Origin of the sequence: Clostridium muellerianum (assembly GCF_012926525.1) — a bacterium.
GTDB classification, from domain to species: Bacteria; Bacillota; Clostridia; order Clostridiales; family Clostridiaceae; genus Clostridium_AM; species Clostridium_AM muellerianum.
This window is the reverse complement of record NZ_JABBNI010000001.1, coordinates 148,897-175,862: the sequence shown is the minus strand read 5'-3', so window position 1 is coordinate 175,862 and position 26,966 is coordinate 148,897. Positions and strand designations below refer to the sequence as shown.

Genomic DNA, 26,966 nt, shown 5'->3' with positions numbered 1-26,966 from the left:
TAACACTACCTTTCTAGTTAGTAACTCTTAACTTTGAAAGCTTTGCTTCGCAATGTGCTTAAGCTACAAAAGTTAAGTTAATAAAGAAAGCCAATGCATTACTGCAACGGCTTTCTTTTATTTAATCTAATTTAAAATTTTAACTAATACATGAAAATTTTTAAGCTTCAGTTGCATTTAAACCCTAGCTAAAACCAAGTATTTATGTTTATTATTGTTGATTATGTTCGTTTTCTACCATATTTTCATAGTAAGCTGATACTTCTTCGAACTCTTTATCATCAGGAATTACAAGTTCTCCTTCTTCACCTTCACCTACTACTTTAAATAAATATACTGCTCCATTTTCTGGATGCTGTACTATAGCATATTCATTATTTTTATATTCAAATCCATCAACTACTTCACATGGAACTGTATTTCCGTTTTCATCTTCTAAATCAACTATTAAATTTTCATGTTCTCCGCAGCCGCAACCGCATCCACAATCATCATTATGTTCATGCTCATGTTCTCCGCATCCACAACCTTCATCATTACAACCACAACCGCAGTCATGTAAATTCTCTTTATCCATAAATAAAAATCCTCCTTAAATATGTTATGTTCTAATTGTACCCTTAATTAGCTAATTTTAAAAGCTTTTTTTATTTATATTTTAAATAATTAACTATTAACTAAAAAAGAAGTGCCTAAGCACTTCTTTTTCTTATATTATTTTGCTGCAAGTTCTTTATATCCTGCAAGTCTTTCCATAGCATCTTTTTGAGTTTTCTCAAATAATGCATCTGCAGCTTCTGGGAATTGCTTAGCAAGTGAAGCATATCTTACTTCGCCCATTAAGAACGCCTTGAAATCTCCAGTTGGTTCTTTTGAATCTAATACAAATGGGTTCTTGCCTTGTTCTTTTAATGTTGGATTATATCTGTATAATCCCCAATATCCACATTCAACAGCTTTCTTAGATTCTAATTGACTCTTACCCATGCTGGCTTTTAAGCCGTGGTTGATACATGGTGAGTAACCGATTATTAATGATGGTCCTGGATATGCTTCTGCTTCAGCTAAAGCTTTTATTAATTGGTTCTTATCAGCACCCATAGAAACTTGTGCTACATATACATATCCATAACTCATAGCCATCATACCAAGATCTTTTTTCTTAGTCTTCTTACCACTAGCTGCAAATTTAGCTATAGCAGCTGCTGGAGTTGCTTTTGATGATTGTCCACCTGTATTTGAGTAAACTTCTGTATCAAATACAAATACATTTACATCTTCTCCTGATGCTAGAACATGATCTAATCCACCATATCCGATATCATAAGACCATCCGTCTCCACCGAATATCCAATGTGATCTCTTAACTAAGAAATCTTTATTTTCATATATTTCTTTTACTAAACCGCAGTCACAATTTTCAGCTTCGATTGCAGCTATTACCTTATCAGCTCTTTCTCTTGAACCTTCTCCAACATTCATGTTGTCTAACCATTCTTGAAGAGCTGTCTTTAAGTTTGCACTTGCATTTCCGCCTAATACTTCTTTTACAGTCATAGCTAATTTATCTCTTAATTGTTCAACTCCAAGGAACATTCCAAGACCAAATTGAGCATTATCTTCAAATAATGAGTTAGCCCATGATGGACCATGTCATCTGTAGTTCTTAGTGTATGGAGTTGCTGGTGCTGATGCTCCCCAAATTGATGAACATCCAGTAGCATTAGCTATCATCATTCTGTCACCAAATAATTGAGTTACAACTTTAGCGTATGAAGTTTCCATACAACCTGCACATGAACCTGAGAACTCAAGTAATGGTTGTTCAAATTGGCTTCCCTTTACAGAGAATTTATTAGCTGGGTTTTCTTTATGTGATACTGTTATAGCATAATCCCATGCAGCAGTCTTTTCTAATTGTGTATCAAGAGGCTTCATAACAAGAGCCTTTTCTTTAGCTGGACAGATGTCAGCACAGTTTCCACATCCTAAACAATCAAGTGGTGATACAGCCATATGGAATTTAAGTCCCTTAGCTCCTGTTGCATCTTTAGCTTCAAATCCTGCTGGTGCAGCAGCAACTTCTGCTTCAGTAGCAAGAACTGGTCTTATTGCAGCATGTGGACATACAAATGCACATTGGTTACATTGTATACACTTGTCCATTTGCCATTCTGGAACGCTTATAGCTACGCCTCTCTTTTCATAAGCAGCAGTTCCTTGTGGGAATGTACCATCTTCCATTCCTACAAATGCACTTACAGGAAGTTTGTCTCCTTCTTGTCTGTTCATTGGGTTAACAATCTTTTTGATGAATTCTGGAATTTCTGTAGTTGCAGCAGCTTCTTCTTCTAAATTAGCCCATGAAGCTGGAACTTCTATCTTAACTATTGATTCAACACCCTTATCGATAGCAGCATTGTTCATATCAACAACTTTTTGTCCCTTCTTACCATAAGAAGTTACAACTGCATCTTTTAAGTATTTGATAGCATCATCAACCGCAATAACGTTAGAAAGTTTAAAGAATGCTGATTGCATTATCATGTTGATTCTTCCGCCAAGACCAATTTCTTGAGCTATTTTAACAGCATTTAGTGTATAGAATTCAATGTTATTTTCAGCTATGAATTTCTTATATGAAGCTGGTAAATGTGCTTCTACTTCTTCTGGAGTCCAGATAGTATTTAATAAGAACTTACCGCCTTTTTTCAATCCTTCTAATACATTATATTTGTAAACATATGATTGATTATGACAAGCTACGAAATCAGCTTTATTTATTAAGTATGGTGACTTAATTGGAGTCTTACCAAATCTTAAGTGTGAAACTGTTATTCCACCTGATTTCTTTGAGTCATAGAAGAAATATCCTTGAGCATACATGTCTGTTTTGTCTCCGATAATCTTTATAGCACTCTTGTTTGCTCCAACAGTACCATCTGATCCAAGACCCCAGAACTTACAAGCTTTAGTTCCTTCTGGTGTTGTATCTATATCTTCTCCAACTGGTAATGAAGTATTAGTTACATCATCAACTATACCAATTGTAAATCCATTCTTAGGATTTTCTAATTTTAAGTTTTCAAATATTGGAAGAATGTGAGCTGGTACAGGATCTTTTGAACCTAATCCAAATCTTCCTCCAACTATTACTGGTTGTTCTTCTTTTCCATAGAATGCATTCTTAACATCTAAGAATAAAGGTTCTCCTATTGAACCTGGTTCCTTAGTTCTATCAAGAACTGCTATTTTCTTTGCAGTCTTTGGTATATATTTAAAGAAATGATCTAATGAGAATGGTCTATATAAATGAACTGTTAATAAACCAACTTTTTCTCCCTTAGCTGTTAAGTAATCTATTGTTTCTTCAATTGTATCACATACTGAACCCATAGCTATTATTATTCTATCAGCATCTGGAGCTCCATAATAATTGAATAAGTGATATTCTCTTCCTGTTAATTTAGTCATTTCAGCCATGTAGCCTTCAACTATTTCAGGAATTGCTTCATAATATTTATTTGAAACTTCTCTTTCTTGGAAGTATATATCTGCATTTTGAGCAGTACCACGAGTTACTGGATGATCTGGATTTAATGCTCTTCTTCTAAATGCACTTATAGCATCCATATCAACTAAATTCTTTAACTCATCATATTCTAAAACTTCAATTTTTTGTACTTCATGTGAAGTTCTAAATCCATCAAAGAAATTTAAAAAAGGAACTCTTCCTTTTATTGCTGCTAAGTGAGCAACAGCTGAAAGATCCATAACTTGTTGTACTGAACTTTCTGCAAGCATTGCAAAACCAGTTTGCCTACAAGCCATAACGTCTTGATGATCTCCAAAAATGTTAAGTGAATTTGTAGCAAGTGCTCTTGCTGATACATGGAATACTCCTGGTAAAAGTTCTCCAGCTATTTTATACATATTAGGTATCATAAGTAAAAGACCTTGTGATGCAGTATATGTAGATGTTAATGCACCAGCTTGTAATGAACCGTGAACAGCGCCTGCTGCGCCACCTTCTGATTCCATTTCCATAACTTTTACAGTTTGTCCAAAAATATTTTTTCTTCCTTGTGCTACCCATTCATCAACATGCTCAGCCATTGGTGATGATGGTGTTATAGGGAATATTGCTGCTACATCAATAAATGCATATGAAATATGAGCTGCAGCTGTGTTTCCATCCATAGTCTTCATTTTTCTCATAAAAAATTTCCCTTCTTTCTCTTATATTTAAATCTATAAAAAGAGTATGCAGATAATAACTGCATATTAAATTATAGCCCCACTAATAAATTTAATTATATCGTTTACCAACTTGATATTTAGCTAATAAACTATAATTGATACCTGTTCATTTAACTAAATTTAAACTTTTCTGTTAACCCTATTTTTACTATACAACAAATTCATTTTATTGTAAAACTCCATTTAAATAGCTTTTTTATACATTATCAATCTCTTATTTCATATTACTATATAAACATGCTTTTATTCAAGTATTAATTTAAAACTTTTTTTACTGTTAAACAATTTTTATTTTACTGTACTAGTGTTTTGATTGTTTGAACCATTGAGCTAGCAGAGATTTTAACAAACTGTTTTCTAATATTTTACCAACTGTTCAATTTGTTTTATCAGCTTTTTTATTTTGCGTATTTTTCTATAGTGCTTATTATAGCTTCAGTTCCATTCTTAGCTGTGCTATTTTCCATACTGTTTATATATTTATTTTTATTATTACACAATGTTTCTAAACTTTCTATTAAAATACTTTCACTTAATTCTTCTTCCTGTATTACAATGCTATACCCACTTTTTTCAAAAGAAGCTGCATTTAAAATTTGATCTCCTCTGCTAGATTTCTTTGAAAGCGGAATTAGTATATTAGGCTTTTTCAAAGCTAAAAGTTCAAATATTACATTAGCACCTGCTCTTGATAAAACTATATCTGCTGCATTCATAATATGTGGAAGTTCTTCATTTATGTACTCAAATTGTTTATATCCCTTTTTTTCTACTAATTCTTTATCTAAATTTCCTTTTCCACATATATGAACAATATTATACTTTTCTAAAAGTTTATCTATGCCGTCTCTTATAACATCATTAATAAATTTTGATCCAAGACTTCCTCCTATTATTAATAGTATAGGTTTATCCTGTTCAAATTTACAAATTTTACGTCCTAATATTTTACTCCCCTGTAGTAACTCTCCTCTTATAGGAGTTCCAGTAAGTACAGCTTTATTATCTTTTATCTTATTTACAGACTCAGGAAAAGTTACACATACTTTAGTGCAGTAAGGCGCTGAAATTCTATTGGCAAGTCCTGGAGTCATATCTGATTCATGAGCAATAACTGGAATTTTATTCAAATGAGCTGCTATAACTACTGGGACAGCTACAAATCCACCTTTAGAAAATACCATATTAGGCTTTTCCTTTTTCATTATTAAAGTTGCTTGAAATATTCCTTTTAATACTTTAAAAGGATCTGTAAAATTTTTTATATCAAAATATCTCCTAAGTTTTCCACTGGATATAACATGATATTTAATTTCTTCTTGTTCAATTATTTTTCTTTCTATTCCATCTTTAGTTCCTATGTACTGTATTTCATATCCTAATTCTTTTAATTTCGGTACTAAAGCAAGATTTGGTGTTACATGTCCAGCTGAACCTCCGCCAGTCATTATTATTTTTTTCAAACCTTTTCCTCCCAACACTTATTCCAAATAATAGAATTTAATATTTTCAATTTATATAATACTACTTTCATATAATTTAGTCCATAATCTTATAGCTTATATATAATTCGTAATATAAAAATGCGAATCAAAGTGCAGTGAAAGTTTTGATTTTAAATTTTACTACGTGATATAGGATAAGCGTTTACTCACTACTAAATGTTTTCAATTAGTCTAAAGCTCAAAGTTAAGTAAACGCTTATCCTATATCCCTACGTAAAATTTAAAATCAAAACTAGTAACTTCAGTTGTACATATTAATATTGATAATTTCATAATTTAGCCCTTAAAAATTCAGGCGAAAGCCTTCAGAATAGACACATAAAGCAAAAAATATTCCTTTTGGTATAATAGAATCGCGAGGATTGAAGAGAGTCAAATAATGCATTATATAACACATATATCTAAAACTAGAAATAAACTTACTACTTACAGGCTACGCCTTAAGTTGTGATTACAATAACTAACTTAAAATATATAGATAAAAAATAATTATTATGAAAGCTACGCTTTTAAGGTAATAGGTATAATAATATTTATGTAGACTGAAGTAAGGATAAACGTTAAGCTGTATGAAGGCTGATATATGTTGTGCAGGAACATTCGAACGAATTTTAGAAGTTCTTTGCTTGAGATATTGAAAAATACCGTAATTTTTGCCAAGACGGCAAAAGCTCTGAAAGCGACAGGACGTCGCATTTGAAGAGGTAGGTATTTTTCACTATCTCGAGCAATTAGAACTTCTTAATGAAGTGAGTGTTCCTGCACAACATGTATCAGCCGGAATACAGTTACGTTCCTTCGGTTACTTGTGTCTCAATTTGCTCATATTAAGCTAAAATTTTATATATCAAAAATTAAATTATTAACCGATGAATTTCTAATTATGCTAATAACTATGTTTTTTAATTTATATCTGAAAACTCTATATTTATTCTATCATTTATGTTATCTGTTAAAATGGCGTAGTTATTTATATGATTTTCTTTTTCATTAACTTTTCTCAATTTAACTATAAACTCTGTACCTTCTCCTACTTCACTTATTACCTTAATAGTTCCTTCCATTAGCTCTATAATCTTTTTAACTAAAGCTAATCCAATACCAGTCCCCTCAGCTCTTCGAGACAGTGAAGTGTTTATTTGAGAAAATCTATCAAATATACAACTTATTTTATCATTATCTATACCTATACCAAAATCTTTTACACTTAAATAAAAATATTCTTTTTCGCTTCTTAAGGATACTATAATTTTTCTTCCTCCAGGTGTAAATTTTATGGCATTTGAGAGAAGATTTAACAAAATTTTTTCATATTTATCCTTATCTAAAGTTACATTAATTTCTTCTTCATCAGTATCAAAAACTAATTCTATATCTTTACTTACAGCATAAGAATTAGAAGAATTTAGAATAGTTTCACTTACATATACTATATCAAAATCCGAATTATTTAAAGTTAAAAATCCTGCTTCAGCCTTAGATATATCTAATATATTATTAATGAGCTTTAATAATCTGCTGCAATTTTGGTCAATTCTGGAAAGAGTTTTATCCATGTTAGGCGTTATCTCTTCACTATAAACATCATACGCTAATTGCAGAGATGAGCAAATTATAGTTAATGGAGTTCTTAATTCGTGAGAAATTATAGTAAAAAATTCATCCTTCAACTTTGTTATTTTTTCAAGCTCAATGTTATGATTTATTTCCTCTGTAATATCAGATCCATGAATATGTATTCTTGTGTTAGATTTCTTATTTTTATAAGGTGTGAATTTTATTTTATAAAACCTTTCTTCACCTTTTATATCCTCTACTTTATAAGGGCTTATAACATATGGTCTATTTTTTCACCAACATTAACTAATATTTTGTATAAATCGTGGTTTACATATTTAGGATTGTTCTCATCGCAATTAATAACTGATCCACCTAATTCTGTATGATTACTATACCCCATTATACTTTCATATTTCTTATTTATAAGCCTATAAGTTACTCCGGGATAATCCACTATAGGCACATCAACAGTATTTACTACATCTTTTATAAAAGCTGCTTGTTCTTCTGCATTGATTTGATGAAGCTTTGATTCCGTAACATCTTTTATTGTAAGTATAGTATAAATTATGTCATTATTTTTATTTAATATAGGAGATATATTTAACTCTAAATACTTTATTTCAAAAGAAACTCTGTCTTTAATTTTAAACACCACATTTTTCATGGCCTTCTTTATTCTAATATAATCATAAAAAGTTTTATTACTTTTTTCACCATCGTCATTAATATAAGTTACCTTATATTTTCGTGAAAATGCAGTTTGATTTACCAATTCCATAGCTTTTAAGTCCAATATCTTAAAAACCGCCTTATTACATAAACTTAATTTTCCATTAGTATCAAAAACCATAATTCCTTCTGAAATATTATTTATAACATCCTTCAAATGCATAAGGTGCTGCTTTTCCCTATTTCTTAATATTTCTATAATGTCACATTTCGTCTTCAATTCCGTTGACAGTTCTAAAAACTTTTTTCGTTCATCTTTAATTTTTATATTATATAAATAATCGTCTTCAGTACTTACTAATATCAAAACTGATCCTATTATTTTATTTTCTTTAATTGAAGGGAAACAAGTTACTGACACATGTTTAAATTTAGAATTAAATTTAAATTTAAATATTTTATTTTTTGTATCTTCTCCATTATTTATAGCTTTGTACAGCGGATTATCTTCTTTTTTCACTTCCTCGTTGTTTTCTGTAAAAATTTTATATTTACACAAAATATCAAAAAAGTTTTTACAATGACCTACCTCGTAATTTTGTAAAGCATTTACTCCTTTTTCATTAATGTATACAATGTCCCCACCTTCATTAGTTAAACATAAAAAATGCGGAAATACTTCCATTAACTTTTCTGTTAAATTACTACCATTCAATATATCACTTATAGAATTATCCATCAATAAATTTCCCCCATCATAATTCATATTCCCATAAATTAATTCTATGTTTAACATAAAATTTCCTCTTTTTCTATTTATAGTATGATATATTTTTCATGATGTAAAAAATTTTAATTTTTGCAACTTGATTTATTTAGATATTCTAAAATCCTTCACAACTAACTGCAATGATTTATTTCCATTAAATTCATTTATCTCTGGCGAAAATATAAAATCTAATTCTAAATTGACTTTATTGCTTTGTAATATTTCATTGAGTTTTTCAATTCCATACTTTTCCTCCATAATTTCTTTAAATTTATCTCCTCCATCAAAACAAATGGCATCTAATTTTTCAAAACTATTTACATTTCTGCAAAAAAATTTTACTATGTTTTTTTCTTTTCCCATAAAATACACTCTAAATACATTTATATTTTTTTCAGCAAAATATGGATGTGAATTACTTTTTCCAAATGGCTCTAGTTTTTCTATTTCTTTTACTAAATTAAAATTAACTTCATTTAATTTTAATTGTTTATCTATTCTTATTTTAGGTGTTATATCATCTTCCGTAAGAGTACAATTATCATTTAAAGTTTGTCTAAATATATCTATATTTTCTTCCTCTATTGATAGTCCTGCTGCCAAAGGATGTCCTCCAAACTTTTTTAGCACCTTTTTACACTTTGTAAGTTCTTCAAACATATTATACTCTTCAATAGATCTAGCTGATCCTTTAGGCATTTTTTCTCCTTTGGTAATTACAATAGATGGTACATTATACCTTTCCTTTAATCTTCCTGCTACAATACCAGCTATGCTTTCATGTACATCCTCTTTATAAACCACTAAAACTTTATGATTTTTCATATCCGAATTTTCTATAGTTTCTATAATTGCATTCACACTATCTGTAGTCATATCTTGACGCTGAACATTTAAGTCGTGAAGTTTTTTTGCTAGACCTTCAGCTTCATTTTCATCATCACATAGAAGAAGCTTTAAAGCCAAAGTAGCACTATCTAGTCTTCCTGTAGCATTTATACAAGGTCCTATAACAAAACCTATATGATATGAATTTATTCTCTTTTCATCCAAAGAAGTTTCTTTTATAAGCGCCTTTATTCCTACATTTTCTGTTTTATTAATCATCTCCAAACCATTTTTAGCAATGATCCTATTTTCATCTAATAAATCAACAACATCGCATATAGTTCCTACAGCTGCATATTCTATAAACTCATATGCCTTTTGCTTATCTATTCCCATTTTTTCATAAAGTACCTGTACAAATTTAAGAGCTACTCCTGCTCCACATAACGATTTAAAAGGATATTTACAATCTTTTTGTTTAGGATTTATTATTGCATCTGCTTCTGGTATAACAAATTCTTTCTTTCCATTATCATCATCTACAAAAGGTATGTCATGATGATCTGTTATTACTACAGTCATATTAAGTTTTTTTTGCAAGACTTATTTGTTCTAGTGCAGATATCCCATTATCACAGGTTATTACAGTATCATATCCCTCTTCTTTGAGAGTTTTTATACTTTCACTATTTATGCCATAACCCTCTGTGATTCTATCTGGTATATGATACTTTACTTTAGCACCACAATATAAAAGAGCAGAATACAAAATATATGTACTAATAATTCCATCCGCATCATAATCACCATATACTACTATAGGCTTTTCTTTAAGTATTACATCTTTTATAATATCCGTTCCCTTATCCATATCCTTCATAAGCATAGGATCATGCAAATATTCTAAAGATGGATTCATAAATTTTCTTATTTCACTCTCTGTTTTTATTCCTCTATTTATTAAAATACATGCTAAGGTTTCACTTATTCCTGAACTCTTAGCTAAAGTTTTTATATCACCCTTGCATCTTTTTAGCATCCATTTTCTTTTCAATCTTTCCACCTCTTTCTTTACTATACTATTATATATTTTAAAATTAAAAGTTCAACGTTTAAATATACCCTATATAACTTAGTTTCTATATATTGCTTAATTTTGTTATAAAATTTCTTGAAGTGTACAAAATGTATATTATAATAAAATCGAAGGAGAGACCTTAATATGAAAAAAAAATTAACAATCAAAGGAATGAGTTGTATGCATTCTGTTAACTGTGTTCATGATGCTTTGATAGGTATTCCTGGAGTAATTTCTGCAAATATAGATTTAAAAACTCAAATTGTATTTCTAGAAAGCAAAAAAGCTATTGATACCGAGAAAATCAAATCCACTATTTCAAATATTGGATTCGAAGTTTCTGAAATAGAAAAAGTATTTGTTTAAAATACCTTAAGCATACTGGATCACAGTATGCTTAATAAAAAAATATAATTTATATTTGTTAATATGCTTATAAGTTTTTATTCTGACCTACCAACTGCAGCTAAATAAATTGTAAATTCTTCATTGCCATCTACATTTATAAGTTCATCAATTTTCTCCTGATCATAAGCTGCTACAGCACATACCCCTGCATTTATGCATTCTGCTGATAAATATAGATTTTCACATACATGACCTGCATCTAAAGCTATTAATTTAGCAGAAGCTACATCATATCTCCATTCCATTCTATAAGGAATTGTCGTCCAAATAAACGTCACTGCACTTTTTCCTACAAACCTTTGATTAAACACAGCATCATTAAGTTTCCCTTGCAAATCCTCAACCGGAAATAAAAACACTAACTTATGCTCAAGAGGTAAATATCTGTAAATTCCACTTTTTAACCCTTTTACTTTTAAAACAGCTATATATGTTTCTAATGAATGTCTTGCCCCTGCTGACGGTACTGTTCTTAGCGTTGCATATCCCTTATTTACTATTTTCTTAACCCCCTGAACACTCCAAAGTAAAAATGATAATTCCTCTAAAGACAAAGGTTCATTAGAAAAAACTCTTCTTGTTTTTCTATGTTTCAACACTTCTAAAATACCAGTTTCCCCTAAATCTATATCCTTAATAGGTATCAAATCAATTAAAGGCACTGAAGCAGGACAGCTTTTTTGAACTGCTGGTTGAGGCAATTCCTTTTCTTGATCTGTTTCAATATTATCTAATTCTTTAAACGCATCAGCTTTCAAAAAATTTTTTAATACTTCTCTATTCATGGTAAACCATCTGCCTTTCTAAAAATTTTCTTAATATTCAAATATATTATACTTATTATAACATAAAACTTGCACATTGTTAAAAATCTCTGTAGCAGCACTATATATCATTTACTAGTTAAGACCTGAATACTGGGATTTTTTAAGACTTTATTCATAACCTGAATCACTTTTTCTTCTTTCACATCTTCCAAGCCATCAACTTCTTTATAAAGCTTTTTTGCATCTCCATACATCATTTCATAAGTACTTAATTCTTTACATAATTGAATACCTCTTTCCAATTTTAGTTGTCTTTTTAACTTTATATTTTTACTTAGTTTTTTTATTTTCTCCTCATTAAAGTAGTTATTTTTATTTTTTACATCTTTAATCTTTTTATTAATCAAACTTATAACCTTATCCACATTTTCTATTGAAGTTCCTACACTTATAGTAAAGTTTTTTATTCCTCTTTCGTTTTTAATATAACTTTTAACATCATATGCAAGGCCATTTTTAGTCCTTATTTCATCAAATATTATGCTGTTAGTACCTTCACCAAATGCTGTATTAAACAAAGTTAAAGCCCTATATTCTTCTTCATTTAATTCATCTATAGAAAAAAGATACTGTATCTTGGCTCCTTCTATATCTGTAAGCTTTTCTACAAATAACCCTTCCTTATTTTTTTCCTTGCTCAAATCCATAATTTTATAAGACCTTTTATTCCAGTTTCTAAAAAATTTATTTACTATATTAATCACATATTCAAAATCAAAAGAAGAACAAACAGCTATAGCGCAATTTTGTGGATTATAATAGATATTATAAAATTCCTTTATTTCATCTAATGTAATAGCCTTTATATCTTCTTCCGTTCCTATTATTCTATTTCTTATTCTTTTACTTGAAAAGGCATTATAAAGCAAAGTATCTTCACAATACTGATGTACATCATCTTTCCACTCTTTAAGTTCTTCTAAAATAATATTCATTTCCTCTTTAAACCCTTTTTCAGGAAATATAGGATTTAAAATTATGTCCGAATAAACCTCTAACCCCTTCTCAAAATTCTCAGAAAGACAGGTTCCATAATAAATTACATAAGGAAAATTAGTCATAGCATTTTCAAATCCAAATATTTCACTGCACACCTTATTTATTTCATCTTCACTTCTAGACTTGGTGCCTTTAGATATCATATGCTCTACTGCATGAGCAGTGCCTAATTTAAACTTTCCTATTTCTTCTAAAGCTCCTCCATTGAGCGCAATGCAGAATGATGATAAATCACCTTCTCTATGTTCATATATTAGCTTCATTCCGTTTTCCAATGTTACTTTTTTCATAATAAAACACCCTTCTTAAGCATTTTTCAAATCATACTAATTATTTATTCTAGTTTTTCATAATAAGTACACTGTGACACAACTCTTTCAAGAGGACAATTGTCCTCTGTCCTCTCAAAAAAAGAGAGGGTATCCCTCTCTCTTTATTTTACTGCTCTTCAATTATATATGGTACTGTAATCATTGCTATATTTCTTCTTTTTAAAAGCATTGTTTTTATAAATAATGCTGTTTGATTGTGAAGTATATTACCCCACCACTTTTGAACTACAAACTGAGGCATTATTACAGTTACAGTATCTCTTGGCCCTGCTGCATACTCTTCTGATTCTATAAATTTGACTAAAGGCGTCACTATATTTCTGTAAGGTGATTTTTTTATAATTATAGGAATACCTACATTATATTGTTCCCACCTCTTAATAAGTTTCGCTGTTGCAGCATCATCTACAGATACATGAAAAACTATTATTTCATCTGATATAGTTCTTGCATAATTTAATGCCTTTAAAAAAGCTTTATTTAATGTATCAATTGGCAATATTACATACCTTTTCTGTTCCGCAAAATTTATTTCCTTTGGTCTTTGATCTACATTTAACTTTAGCTGATTAGCAACTAATGTATAATGACGTTTTATTTTTGTCATTAAAAGTACAAGGGCTGGCACTACAATACATACTATCCAAGCACCATGTTTAAATCTAGTTACACCAATTATTAATGCTGTACCAAGAGAAACCATAACTCCCAATCCATTTATAAAAGCTTTATGCCTCCATGCCCCTTGTTTACTTCTTACCCATTTAAGAAACATTCCTGACTGAGATAAAGTAAATGATATAAATACTCCTACTGCATATAAAGGTAATAACAAATTAGTGTCGCCTTTAAACGCTATTACAAGAATACATGCAAACACAGCTATTAGTATTATACCATTAGAGAATCCTAATCTTTTCCCTCTCTTTGTAAATTGTCTTGGTATGAATCCGTCCTTTGCCATAAGAGCTAGTAATAATGGTAATCCACTATAAGCAGTATTGGCAGCCATAATTAATATAATTGCTGTTGTTATTTGAATTAAATAAAAGAAAAAGTTTTTTCCGAAAACCTGGACAGCTATTTGTGCCAATACAGTAACATCTGCTCTAGGAACTGCATGATATAGTGTTGCTAAATAGGATAACCCTCCAAATACAACAAAAATAGTCAATGCTAATAATTCAAGTACTATCTTTGCATTTTTTTGCGATGGTTCCTTAAAATTAGGAATACCATTACTAACTGCTTCTATACCTGTTAGGGCTGTACACCCTGAAGCAAACGCAGTTAAGAATAATCCTATAGTCATATTGCCTGTACCTTTTGGAATTACATATTGAGCAGTAGGCGTATATCCAAGCACATGGACTTTAATTATTCCATAAATTATCATCCCAATAACTGCAAATATGAATACATATGTAGGTATTCCAAAAATTCTTGAAGATTCTCTTATTCCTCTAAGGTTTCCTATTGTCATAATTATTATAAGAGCTATTGTTATTAAAACTTTATGCTGAATTAGTGAAGGTACTGCTGAAGTTATCGCTGCAGTTCCTGCACAAGTACTAACTGCAACAGTAAGCACATAGTCAATTGATAATGCTGCACCTGCTACAAGTCCAGGTATAGTTCCAAGATTATCTTTAGCAACTATATAAGATCCTCCACCATCTGGATAACTATCTATAGTTTGTCTATAAGAAAATACAAGTATAAACATTAGAATTACTATGCACAAAGTTGCATAAAACATATACTTATATGACGCGGCCCCCATAGTCGATATTAAAATAAGCAAAATTGCCTCTCCAGCATATGCTACAGATGATATAGCATCACTAGATAAGATAGGCAGTCCCCAAAACACATTAAACTTTTCATTTTTTAATTCATCCGTTTTTAAAGTTTTTCCTATAAGGAATTTACCTAACTTCAACTCCATTTTTACACCTCTATAAAGTTATATTTTAATATTTTTTAGATATGGAATGATTATATATCATTATAGATTTTTGTCATATCCTCTATTCTTACATTTTAGCTTGATTTTATTTTAAATTCCCCAATTTATTATTGTAAAATTTGCATTGGGTTTGTTTTTTGCATCTATACTAGCTGTAGAATAAATATGCGTATACTTTGAATCATCCCAATATTCATAATTGTTCTTTTATTGTACTGACTTTTTTTAAATTCCATCATTTTATTTTAAAAATTTAAATTCAAAATATACAAAACTTAACTATATATTTAGCGTTATATAATAGCAATGGTGAAGTTATACTAAATTCCACAAAAACCAAAGTTTAATTTGCGTGATTTTTAACAAAAATGCAATTTCATTTTTTTAAAATTACTATATTTTCTTTTTTTCATACTTACATTTTAATTTATTAATTTTTTTTAAATTTAATAAATTACATTTAATACATAATCTTCATGATAACATTTACAAAAATTTCAATTCTTTATACCTCATATATAATAAAAAACCTTTCTATTATAATAATGATTTTTTATACTACTCAACGAATATTTTTATCTTATTATTTTTCACAAGATATATTATTTTCTACAAAATTTAAAAGCATAGCTTCTTTTAAATCTTCTACAGTTTTCATATCTGATAAATTCTCAAGTATTTTAAATGCAAAATATATAGCTGTGGCTGGACCTCTACTAGTTATAATATTTCCATCCTGCTCAACTATATTTTGACTATAAAAAACTTCCCCTAATTGATCTTCAAAGCCTGGATAAGATGTAACATTTTTTCCTTTAAGTATATCTGCTTTTCCTAAAACTATAGGTCCTGCACATATAGCTCCTACAATCTTATTCTCATTATTAAATTTCTTTACAATTTCTATAACTTCTTCGTTATCTCTTAAGTTTGAAGCTCCTGGCATTCCTCCAGGAATAACTAGCGCATCATATTTATCCACATCTACTTTCTCCAAGAGATTATTAGCTTTTACATGTATACTATGTGAACCAAGTACTTCTTCTTCATTATCTATAGAACATGTTATACAGTGAACTCCTCCTCTTCTTAATACGTCAACTACTGTTAATGCTTCTACCTCCTCAAATCCTTTTGCTAATAAAACTATTGCTTTTTTCATAAATCTATCAATCCCTTCTAAACTAATTTCTAATTTCAATTGTCCTCTAAAAAGGTTGTGTCGCAATGTGCTCATTATACCAACTATTAACTTTTCAATACTTCTCTGATAACATTATAATTGTTATCACTGCTGCTTACAAATCCATTTACATTGGAATTAATTCCACTAAATTCATTAAATTCTATAAAAGATTTTTTTAGTTTATCTACAATATCTTTATCTAATCTAGGATTTACAGCTATAGCATCCTTTGGTATATCCTCTGTCTTACTAATTATATTTATACTATTTATATTGATACCATTATTTTTCAAGTTATCTAACGCTTCACTGTATGTAGCTCCTGCATCTATTTCCTCTGACAAAACTCCTTTTATTACATTATCATGACTCCCCATAAAGCTCGTTTTTTCAAATAATTCTTTAGGATTTAACCCATTAATTTTCAACATATGCTTAGCATATAAATATCCTGATGCACTTTCTTTATCTACATAACCAAATTTCTTATTCTGTAAGTCTTTAATTGCTTTAATACCACTATTCTTTTTAGCTATTATATATCCATTATATGATGTTTTTCCATTAATTTTAGGGGTAACTATTGGAATTATATTGTTTTTTTTATGAGCATTTACATATGCAAAAGGGGAAAACCATCCAACATCTATAGTATTATTTTCTATCCCCATCCCTAATGCATCATAGTCTTTTGCAATGATAACTCTAGCTTTATATCCTATATTTTTACATACTCTCTCTAGTATGGGAATATACATAGTTTTTATATTTTCAGGAGATGTAAATGGATTTATTCCAAAAATTATTTCATTATCTTTTTTTAACTTAGCAGCTAAACTTTGAATATAGTCTGCCGTATCACTTAACTTATTACAGTAATTTAATAACTCCTTGCTTTTATTTTCTTGTGTATCTATCATTTCTATAGAATCACAGGTTGAAAAATAGGTTTTTTCTATAGCTGTCGCTACCATATCAACTGACGTTTGTATACTATTTGAAGTATTCATTTGTTCTGTAGACATATGTTTTAAATTTATTATAGATTCTACATTTTCATTTACTATATCTTGTACTTTAGATATTAATTGAAATGAATTCATAGCAACGTCTTGAAGACCACTTATTTCATCTTTAAATTCATTCATAGAAGTGTCGGATTGATGCATATCCTTCACTATTTCCTTTACAATCTCATCTATATTTACAACTGCCTTTTCTGTTTCATCAGATAATTTTCTTATTTCATCAGCAACTACTGCAAACCCTTTTCCAGATTCTCCTGCTCTAGCTGCTTCAATTGACGCATTTAAGGCCAATAAATTTGTCTGATTTGATATCCGCCTTATATAGCTTACAAAATTATTTATTTTTTTTGAAGACTCCTGAAATTTCAAATTATTTTTTGATAAATTCTCAATACCTTTCACTAACTTTGTTAAATAGTTTCCTATATTTTTAACATTTCCTTTATTATTTTCTAGCGCACTAAAAGACTTTTTTGAATTTTGTTCTATTACTATAATATCATTATTAAGTTTTCCTGATATATTTACAAACTCGTTAATTCCAACATTTATTTCTTCAGTACTAGCACTATTTTGTTCACTATATTTTTGAATTTCATGAGAATCATTAACTACCTTAAGCAGAGTATCTACACTATTCTTGCATAGCCATAGCAATTGATGTATATCAAACCCCAAAGTTTGCCAACAAGAAAATAATTCTTCTAAACATTGAATTTCAGTATTATCCTCTTCTTTTTTTAATGATGTTTCTGCTGATTTTTTTTCTATATCAATAATATTAATCATTAACATCACAATTAGTATATCAACTACTGTTATCAAAATAATATATTTAAATTCTAAATTTACTAAAAAACATACAATTAAATTAAAAAAAGTAATAGCTATTCCAATAAAAATACTTACTATCCACGCATTTCTCAATATCATCACCTCTTACTCATTCTGAAAACAAAGACCTGCTAAGGCTTCCTAAAGGAACCTTAGCAGGTCTTAATTCTAAAAGTTGTTATTTAGCCCATCCCATAGATCTTTTTACAGCTTCATGCCATCCTTCTAATAGCTTTCCTTTCTTGTCCTCTTCCATGTTAGGTTCAAAGCTTTTTGATAGAGCCCAATTTTGAACTACATCATCTCTATTTTTCCAATATCCTACAGCAATACCAGCAAGGTAAGCAGCTCCAAGTGCTGTAGTTTCAATTACTTCAGGTCTATCAACTTGTACACCTAATATGTCTGACTGGAATTGCATTAAGAAATTGTTAGCACATGCTCCTCCATCTACTTTCAATGCTTTAAGTTCTATACCTGAATCTTCTTGCATAGCTTTAAGTACATCATATGTTTGATATGCAAGAGATTCTACTGTAGCTCTTATAAAATGTTCCTTTTTAGCACCTCTAGTTAATCCAACTATTGTACCTCTAGCATATTGATCCCAATATGGTGCACCTATTCCTACAAAAGCAGGAACTAAGTATACTCCATTAGTATCTTCTACTGCTGTACAATATTTTTCTGATTCTGGAGCAGATTTAATCATTCTAAGCTCATCCCTAAGCCATTGTATAGCAGCTCCTCCTATAAATATACTTCCTTCTAAAGCATATTCAACCTTTCCATCTATACCAACTGCTATAGTTGTCAATAATCCATTTTTAGACTCAACAGCTTTTTCTCCTGTATTCATAAGCAAGAAACATCCTGTACCATAAGTATTTTTAGCCGTTCCTGGCTTAAAACAAGTTTGTCCAAATAAAGCAGCTTGCTGATCTCCTGCATCACCTGCTATCTTAATTGGCGCTCCAAACAATTTTTCATCAGTTTCACCATATACACAGCTAGATGGTTTTACTTCTGGAAGCATGGATTCTGGTATATCTAAAATTTCTAATAATTCTTTGTCCCATTTTAATTCATGTATGTTAAATAACATAGTTCTAGATGCATTTGTGTAATCGGTTACATGGATTTTACCTTTTGTTAAATTCCACATAAGCCAAGTATCTATATTACCAAAAGCTAGATTTCCTGCCTCTGCTTCTTTTCTAGCACCTGGTACATTATCAAGTATCCATTTTACTTCTGGAAGCATGGATTCTGGTATATCTAAAATTTCTAATAATTCTTTGTCCCATTTTAATTCATGTATGTTAAATAACATAGTTCTAGATGCATTTGTGTAATCGGTTACATGGATTTTACCTTTTGTTAAATTCCACATAAGCCAAGTATCTATATTACCAAAAGCTAGATTTCCTGCCTCTGCTTCTTTTCTAGCACCTGGTACATTATCAAGTATCCATTTTACTTTTGTTCCTGAAAAATACGCATCTAAAATAAGACCTGTTTTTTCCTTAATGATTTTATCTACACCTTTAGCTTTTAATTCATCACAATATGAAGAAGTTCTTCTGCATTGCCAAACTATTGCATTATATATAGGTAATCCAGTTCTCTTATCCCATACTACTGTAGTTTCTCTTTGATTTGTGATACCTATAGCAGCTACATCATTTGCACTTATATTAGCTTTTAATAAAGCTTCTGTTGCTACACTAAACTGAGTAGCCCATATTTCCATTGGATCATGTTCAACCCATCCTGCTTCTGGATATATTTGTTTAAATTCTTTTTGAGACACACTTACAATTAAGCCCTTTTCATTAAATAATATACACCTTGAACTTGTAGTTCCTTGATCTAATGCCATTACATACTTTGCCATAATCTATTCCTCCTCAAATTTATATAAAATTCTACATTTTTTTTACAACTTTCCTATTTAATAATATGAAATTTTTAACACATCACAAATTCCATAACTGCGATGCAGTAGTTGATATAGCTACTGCACCTGCAGATAATGATTCCATAACATCTTTTTTAGTTTTTATAAGTCCGCCTGCTATTATACAACTATTAGCTTCTTGTTGTATAACACTTATTATTTTACTTGCAACCCCAGGCATAACCTCTACTGCATTTGGTTTATTTTCATGAATATTTTTTATACCCGTTTTTATAGAAAGTGAATCCATTATAAACACTCTCAATATTGTATATAGACCCAGTTGGTTACCATATTTTATATTTGACGTTTTTGTACTTATAATACCCTGAGGATTCACATTTTCCTTTATATACCTTATTCCAGCAGAATCTCCTCTAGGGCCTTCAATTAAATCTACATGCACAAAAACTATTTTATTTTTTTCTTTTAATTGAGAACATATATTAGTTATAGTTAAAATATCTCCATATAGTACAAATACAATGGAAGCTTTGCTTAATAAAGCCTTTTTTAAATCATGATCATTTCTTATTGCTACTATTATTGGGTTTTCAATTAATATCTCTTTTAATCTCATATAACTTTAGGACTCCTTTGCTTATTTTCTATTTTTTGTATATTTTAATTCTATCACTTTCAGCATTTCTTGCAAGTTAGAAAATTTAAAAATCCTAAAGTTTTACTATTTAAAATACCATTTTAAATAGTATTGCTGCTACAATTCCTCCAATTATTGGTCCTACAACTGGAACCCATGAATATGACCAATCTGAATCACCTTTACCTGCTATAGGTAGTATAGCATGTGCTATTCTTGGTCCTAGATCTCTTGCTGGGTTCATAGCATATCCTGTTGGTCCGCCAAGTGATGCACCTAAGCCCCAGATCAATGCAGTTACAATAATTGTTCCAATACCATCTGCTGCTTTTACTGTACCCATTCCTAAAATTACAAATACAAGTACAAATGTAGCAATTGCCTCTGTTAAAACATTAGCTGGTAAATTTCTTATTGCAGGAGCTGTAGCGAATACACCTAATTTTCCAGCCTTATCTTCTGTTTCTGCCCAGTGTGGTAAATAAGCTAACCAAACTATAGCAGCTCCAACTATGGCACCTAACATTTGTGCTACAATATATCCACCTATTTCTCCTACTGGAAATTTTCCTGCAATAGCTAATCCTATTGTTACTGCTGGATTAAAATGAGCTCCACTGATACCTCCAAAAATATATGCAGGTAGTCCAACTGCAAAAGCCCATCCAGCTGTTATAAGTAACCACCCTCCATTTTGTCCTTTACTCTTGGCTAATGTACAGTTTGCACATACACCGCCTCCTAGAATAATTAGAATCATTGTTCCTAAAAATTCAGCCATTACATGTGACATAACATCCTACCCCCTATAAATTTTTTGATCAAGTTGTAACCGGTTACAAACTAGCTTGAATAAAAGATTCATTTTATAAAATAAATACCAATGCATATAGAAACAAAAAGAGCCGACTCTAAAACAAGTCTAACATAGACTTCTTCTAAAGCGGCTCTCTCAATCTCTGCCACAATCATTATTTTATAAAATAGCTTATATTAATAATAACACATATGTCTGAATATATCAATTCTTTTTAAAAGTTCAAATTAGATGAATTTATCTATATATTGACATTCTTTTCACTAGCTTCTTGCACATTTTATTACTTTATCTATCATATTTTCCCATAATAATACTTAAAACAAACCTTATTGTGTTTTTACTTCTTTTATATAGTCCCCCATTTTTAATGCTAAACTACATTTTCCTCTGCCTGCTCTATTTTGAAGTTTAATATCATTAATATTCAAGTTAGTTGTAATACTTTGTGAAGATTTTAATGTAAATTTATTAGTTAAACATTCTTCATAATTTACAATTTCAGAGTAAACTACTTCATCGTCCTCCTTTAAACTTATACCTGTAACACCAGAAGCCACTTTCCCCATTAAATTTATACTATTTCCTTCAAATCTTATGCACATAGCATTTTTGGTTATAATAACTATTTCATCTTCATCATTTTTTGATAACTTAACATTTATCAATGTATCCTTATCATTTTTAAACTTATAGGCTGTAGTAGAAAAATAATCTCCTTCAAATTCCTTTAAAGATGTTTTCTTAACCATACCTTTTCTTGTAAAAAAGTATACATTGCCATTTTGAAAATCACTTACAGATATAACTCTTATAATATTGTCCTTATTTATATCATCCCATATATCGTTTATATTTAATCCACCATCTCCAACATTCTGCATAATAAATGCTGGTGTAGAAAATACACTACCATCTTTAGAAAAAACTAAAATTTTACTATTAGAATCTGTACTAACACTTAATGGCTTACTATTTTTCAAACTTATACTTGTTTTATTTTTATCATCAGTTTTAATAACTCCAAATTTATTTATATTTAAATTAAATTTTTTAAATACAAATTCCTCAGTAAAGTCTATACTTAGTACCTTATCCCTGGAGCACAAATTAAATAATTGTGTACCTAATATATTCCTATCAGCCTCTTCTATTTTAGGTTCCACAACAGTAAATCTAAGTCCTTTTTCGGTTTCTACACTTATGAAGCTCTCTTTTTTATGTTTGGGTACCATAATCACTTTTATAACTTTTTCTTCATTCTTTAATTTTAATGCCATAATTTTAGTGTAATTAGTATTAAATTTATCTATACCTGTTTTCTTTACAGTACCCTTATCAGTAAAGAAAATTAAATCCTGCATATCATTAAAATTATCTAAAGAATAAACTGCTGTAACATTTTCTTCACTTACATCTAATGTTTTTATAATATCTTCTATTCTTTCTCCTTTATCCTTCCATTTGAATTCTGGAATATTTATACCTTTAGTTTGATACATATTTCCTTTATCAGTAAAAAACATTAAAGTACTCTTAGTATTTGAATTTAATATAAACTTATTAAAATCTCCTTCTCTATACTCTATATCCGATGTATCAGCATTACAGCGATTGTAAGTTCTTAAAGGTATTCTTTTTATAAATCCCTCATTAGACATAGTTATCACTATATCTTCTTCTACTATAAGTTCTTCTAAATTTATTTTAGCTTCTTCATCATTTTCAACTATTGTAGTTTTTCTGTCATCACCATACTTTTCTCTTATTTCCAAAAGTTCTTTTTTTATTACCTTCAGAAGTTCACTTTCATTAGAAAGTATTTTATTTAACTTTTTTATTTGTTTTTCAAGCTCTTTATGTTCTTTTTCAAAAGCTACAATTTCAAGTCCTGTAAGCCTATATAACATAAGTTCTAATATAGCTTCTGATTGAGCTTCTGTAAATCCGAAGCCTTCTATTAAGTTTCTTTCTGCATCCTTTTTAGATTTAGAACTCCTTATGACTTTTATAATTTCATCCATTATTCCTATGGCTTTTATAAATCCTTCTACTATATGAAATCTTTTAGATGCTATTTCAAGTTCTCTTTCAGTTCTTCTTTTAACTACGTCTTTTTGATGTTGTATATAGTGATAAAGTATTGTTTTTAGCCCCATAGTTTGAGGTTTTCCTTTTGCTAAAGCTACCATATTAAAAGAAATATTACACTGCATATCTGTTTTCTTAAAAAGATATTTTAGTACTTTATCCACAGTTTCTTCATCTGAAGATTTTTTGAATTCTATTACAGCTCTAACTCCTGTTCTATCTGACTCATCTCTTATGTCTGAAATAGATTCCAGTGCCTTTGCGTGCTTTTTATCTGCTGTCATTTCGGATATGGTTTGAAGCAGTTTTGCTTTGCTTCTTCTATAAGGAAATTCTGTTACAACAATACCTAATCTTCCATTCTCTAATTTTTCTATAGCAGTCTTAGCTCTTAATGTAACTCTGCCTTCCCCTGTTTCATATGCAGCTAACAAAGATTTTTTTCCTATTATAATTCCACCCGTAGGTAAATCTGGTCCCTTTATGTATTCCATAAGTTCTCTAGTATCTATACCTGATTTGTCAATATATGCAATAGCTGCACTTATTACTTCTCTTAAATTGTGCGGTGGTATATTTGTAGCAAGTCCTACAGCTATTCCAAATGCTCCATTTACTAAAAGATTAGGATATCTAGCTGGAAGTACTTCTGGTTCTTTTTCAGAAGCAGAATAGTTATCCACCATATTTACTACACCTTTATCTATATCCCTTATTATTTCCATGGCAATTGGAGTAAGTCTTGCTTCAGTATAACGCATGGCTGCTGCACTATCTCCATCCTGACTTCCCCAATTACCGTGACCATCTATAAGTGGTTTTCTTGTAGTAAAACTTTGAGCTAATATTACCATAGCATCATATACAGATGTATCACCATGTGGGTGATATTTACCAAGTATATCTCCTACTATTCTAGCTGACTTGTAATATGGCTTATCTGGAAAAGCTTTAAGCATATATGCACCATATAATATTCTTCTATGTACAGGTTTAAGTCCATCACGTACATCAGGAAGAGCTCTATCCTTAGCTACTTCTACTGCATAAGGAAGGTAGTTTTCCGGCATAGCTTCTTCTATAGAAACTTTTATTATATTATTATCTACTGGGATTATTGTTTTCTTAGACATTAATTACCTCCTAATGTGAGCTTTTAATGTAGTTTAGTCGTTAAATACAGCATACTTGTACATATAGTTTTTCCTAGGGGCAACTACATCACCCATAAGCAATGATACCATCTTTTCCGCTTTCGCAGCATCCTCTATAGTAATCTGCTGAAGAGTTCTAGTTTCAGGATTCAGTGTAGTTTCCCAAAGCTGATCTGGGTTCATTTCTCCTAGTCCTTTGTACCGCTGTATTAAAGCACCTTTTCCTACTTCTTTCTTTGTTTTTTCTAATTCTTCGTCACTATAAGCATATTTTACTATCTCTTTATTTTTATTTTGTCTATACACTTTATAAAGAGGTGGTAAAGCTATATAAAGATGACCATTGGATATTATCTGTCTCATATATCTGTATATGTAAGTCATCCATAAAGTTCTTATATGATACCCATCTACATCTGCATCTGACATTATTATTATTTTGTGATACTTAAGATCTTGTTCTTTATAGTTTTCCAAAACTCCTGTACCTATAGCAGTATTAAATATCTTAAGTTCTTCACTGCCTAATACATTTTCTAATTTTTGTTTTTCAGTATTCATTATTTTGCCCTTAGAAGGCATTATAGTTTGAAACCTTCTATCCCTAGCTTGTTTAGCAGATCCACCAGCTGAATCTCCTTCCACAACTATGAATTCGCAAAAAGAAGAGTCCTTTAATGTACAAACCGCTATTTTCCCAGCTAAAGGAGCAGTTCCTTTACCTATTTTCTTCTTTTCTGCATCGTTTATTTTTTTTATTTTTTCACGTCTAGCAGCTGCATCTATAGCATTATTTATAATAGACACCGCTGTATCCTTATTATCTTCTATCCATTCAGAAAATCTAGTATAAGATAAATCATTCATCATTGTATATGCTTCAGTATTACCTAACTTTGTTTTGGTTTGGCCCTCAAATATAGGATTTGTTATTTTTATCCTTACTATTGCAGTCATTCCCTCTCTTAAATCATCGCCTTCAAATTCTTTATCTTTTTCTTTTAATAAATTTAATTTTTTAGCCCATTCCTTGAAAGCTCTTGTCATACCTGCCTTAAATCCACTTTCATGAGTTCCTGATTCTGTAGTTGGAATATTATTAACATAACTTGCTATATATTCCGTTGTAGAGTCTGTAAACTGAATACAAACTTCGCTATACATGCTTATACCATTTACTTCTCTTTCTCCTTCAAAAAGTATTGGTGGACTATGCAGCGCTGTCTTACTCTCATTCAAATATTCTATAAAATCTAAGAGACCTCTTTCTGAATGATATTCCTTTTCTATTACTTCATCTTCTCTTTTATCAATAATCTTTAGCGTTATTCCTTTATTTTGAAATGCTAATTCCTGAAGTCTTTCATCTATTACATCAAACTTAAATTCCGTAGCAGAAAATACATCCTTATCCGGTAAAAAAGTTACCTTTGTTCCTGTCTCTTTTGTATTGCCTACTATTTTTAATGTGGTAACTGGAGTACCCGGCATATCTCTCTTTAAAGACTTATCATAGGCATATTCGAATCTTTGACTATATATATGTCCATTCTGTTTTATTTCCACTACTACCCATTTTGAAAGTGCATTAACTACTGCAGCACCAACGCCGTGAAGTCCTCCAGAAGTTTTATAAACATCGTTATTAAATTTACCACCAGTATGAAGTTCAGTAAACACCATTTCCACACCAGACTTTTTCTTAAGCGGATGTATTCCTGTAGGTATTCCTCTACCATTATCTATAATAGTTGCACTTTTATCTTTATTTAAAATTACAACTGCCCTGTCACCAAAACCATTGGATATTTCATCTATAGAATTATCTAAAATTTCCCATATGCAATGATGAAGCCCCTTACTTCCCGTAGAGCCTATGTACATACCTGGTCTAATTCTAACTGGCTCTAACTTTTCTAGAGAAGTCAATGCAGTAACATCATACACCTGTACTTTTTCCTCTCTTTGTTCCATTCGTGTCCTCCATAATTTTATTATTATAGTTCTTATTTTATCAAAAACCAAAAATAAAAACAAATGTTCTTATTCATTACTGTAAAACCTTATACATTGACTTATTATACAACA

15 protein-coding genes and 2 pseudogenes are annotated in these 26,966 nt (G+C 30.1%); 1 reads left to right on the top strand and 16 read right to left on the bottom strand.

The genetic code is table 11. The annotated features are described in order from the left end of the window. Positions 1-211: 211 nt before the first annotated feature. The 6 genes and pseudogenes from HBE96_RS00760 to recJ form a co-directional block, all read right to left on the bottom strand. Entirely contained in the window at positions 212-577 is a 366-nt protein-coding gene (locus HBE96_RS00760; protein WP_169295859.1) for a DUF1292 domain-containing protein, read from the bottom strand. 137 nt (positions 578-714) lie between these two features. After that, positions 715-4,218 (bottom strand): annotated as a pseudogene (gene nifJ, locus HBE96_RS00755) (pyruvate:ferredoxin (flavodoxin) oxidoreductase). Positions 4,219-4,658: 440 nt separating this feature from the next. Further along, positions 4,659-5,723 carry an undecaprenyldiphospho-muramoylpentapeptide beta-N-acetylglucosaminyltransferase gene (locus tag HBE96_RS00750; protein ID WP_169295858.1) on the bottom strand — a complete coding sequence of 355 codons (1,065 nt, stop codon included), beginning with the start codon at positions 5,721-5,723 and terminating at the stop codon, positions 4,659-4,661. 944 nt (positions 5,724-6,667) lie between these two features. Then, positions 6,668-7,435 (bottom strand): sensor histidine kinase, encoded by a 768-nt coding sequence (locus HBE96_RS26085; RefSeq protein WP_243186790.1) that lies wholly within the window; start codon positions 7,433-7,435, stop codon positions 6,668-6,670. Positions 7,436-7,593: 158 nt separating this feature from the next. Next, positions 7,594-8,793 carry a PAS domain-containing protein gene (locus tag HBE96_RS26080; RefSeq protein ID WP_243186789.1) on the bottom strand — a complete coding sequence of 400 codons (1,200 nt, stop codon included), beginning with the start codon at positions 8,791-8,793 and terminating at the stop codon, positions 7,594-7,596. 75 nt (positions 8,794-8,868) lie between these two features. Further along, positions 8,869-10,648 (bottom strand): annotated as a pseudogene (recJ, locus tag HBE96_RS00740) (single-stranded-DNA-specific exonuclease RecJ). A 168-nt stretch (positions 10,649-10,816) separates the two neighbouring features. Here recJ and HBE96_RS00735 point away from each other — a divergent pair. Continuing rightward, on the top strand, positions 10,817-11,038 hold the full coding sequence (locus tag HBE96_RS00735; RefSeq protein WP_169295857.1) for a heavy-metal-associated domain-containing protein: 222 nt from the start codon (positions 10,817-10,819) through the stop codon (positions 11,036-11,038). A gap of 77 nt (positions 11,039-11,115) precedes the next feature. Here the strand turns inward: HBE96_RS00735 and HBE96_RS00730 are convergent, their stop codons facing one another. The 10 genes from HBE96_RS00730 to HBE96_RS00685 all read right to left on the bottom strand — a co-directional run bounded on the left by HBE96_RS00730 (position 11,116) and on the right by HBE96_RS00685 (position 26,852). Next, complete coding sequence (locus HBE96_RS00730; protein WP_169295856.1) at positions 11,116-11,865, bottom strand: SagB/ThcOx family dehydrogenase; 750 nt, start codon at positions 11,863-11,865, stop codon at positions 11,116-11,118. Between the two features lie 107 nt (positions 11,866-11,972). Next, positions 11,973-13,196, bottom strand: coding sequence for a M16 family metallopeptidase (locus HBE96_RS00725; RefSeq protein ID WP_169295855.1), 1,224 nt, complete (start codon positions 13,194-13,196; stop codon positions 11,973-11,975). Positions 13,197-13,344: 148 nt separating this feature from the next. After that, a complete protein-coding gene (locus HBE96_RS00720) occupies positions 13,345-15,186 on the bottom strand; it encodes an APC family permease (RefSeq protein WP_169295854.1) in 1,842 nt (613 codons plus the stop codon). 604 nt (positions 15,187-15,790) lie between these two features. Beyond that, a complete protein-coding gene (locus tag HBE96_RS00715; RefSeq protein ID WP_169295904.1) occupies positions 15,791-16,369 on the bottom strand; it encodes a DJ-1 family glyoxalase III in 579 nt (192 codons plus the stop codon). An 86-nt stretch (positions 16,370-16,455) separates the two neighbouring features. After that, on the bottom strand, positions 16,456-18,348 hold the full coding sequence (gene phnD, locus HBE96_RS00710; RefSeq protein WP_243186788.1) for a phosphate/phosphite/phosphonate ABC transporter substrate-binding protein: 1,893 nt from the start codon (positions 18,346-18,348) through the stop codon (positions 16,456-16,458). An 85-nt stretch (positions 18,349-18,433) separates the two neighbouring features. Continuing rightward, the gene (locus HBE96_RS00705) at positions 18,434-20,152 is read right to left on the bottom strand and encodes an FGGY family carbohydrate kinase (RefSeq protein ID WP_206154777.1); all 1,719 of its coding nucleotides are present in this window, start codon (positions 20,150-20,152) and stop codon (positions 18,434-18,436) included. Between the two features lie 82 nt (positions 20,153-20,234). Then, a complete protein-coding gene (locus HBE96_RS00700; protein ID WP_169295853.1) occupies positions 20,235-20,795 on the bottom strand; it encodes a glycerol-3-phosphate responsive antiterminator in 561 nt (186 codons plus the stop codon). A gap of 109 nt (positions 20,796-20,904) precedes the next feature. Next, positions 20,905-21,609, bottom strand: a complete 705-nt coding sequence (locus HBE96_RS00695) for an MIP/aquaporin family protein (RefSeq protein WP_169295852.1) — start codon at positions 21,607-21,609, stop codon at positions 20,905-20,907. A gap of 353 nt (positions 21,610-21,962) precedes the next feature. Beyond that, a complete protein-coding gene (locus tag HBE96_RS00690) occupies positions 21,963-24,857 on the bottom strand; it encodes a DNA topoisomerase IV subunit A (protein ID WP_169295851.1) in 2,895 nt (964 codons plus the stop codon). Between the two features lie 33 nt (positions 24,858-24,890). Next, the gene (locus HBE96_RS00685; protein WP_169295850.1) at positions 24,891-26,852 is read right to left on the bottom strand and encodes a DNA gyrase/topoisomerase IV subunit B; all 1,962 of its coding nucleotides are present in this window, start codon (positions 26,850-26,852) and stop codon (positions 24,891-24,893) included. Positions 26,853-26,966: the final 114 nt, after the last annotated feature.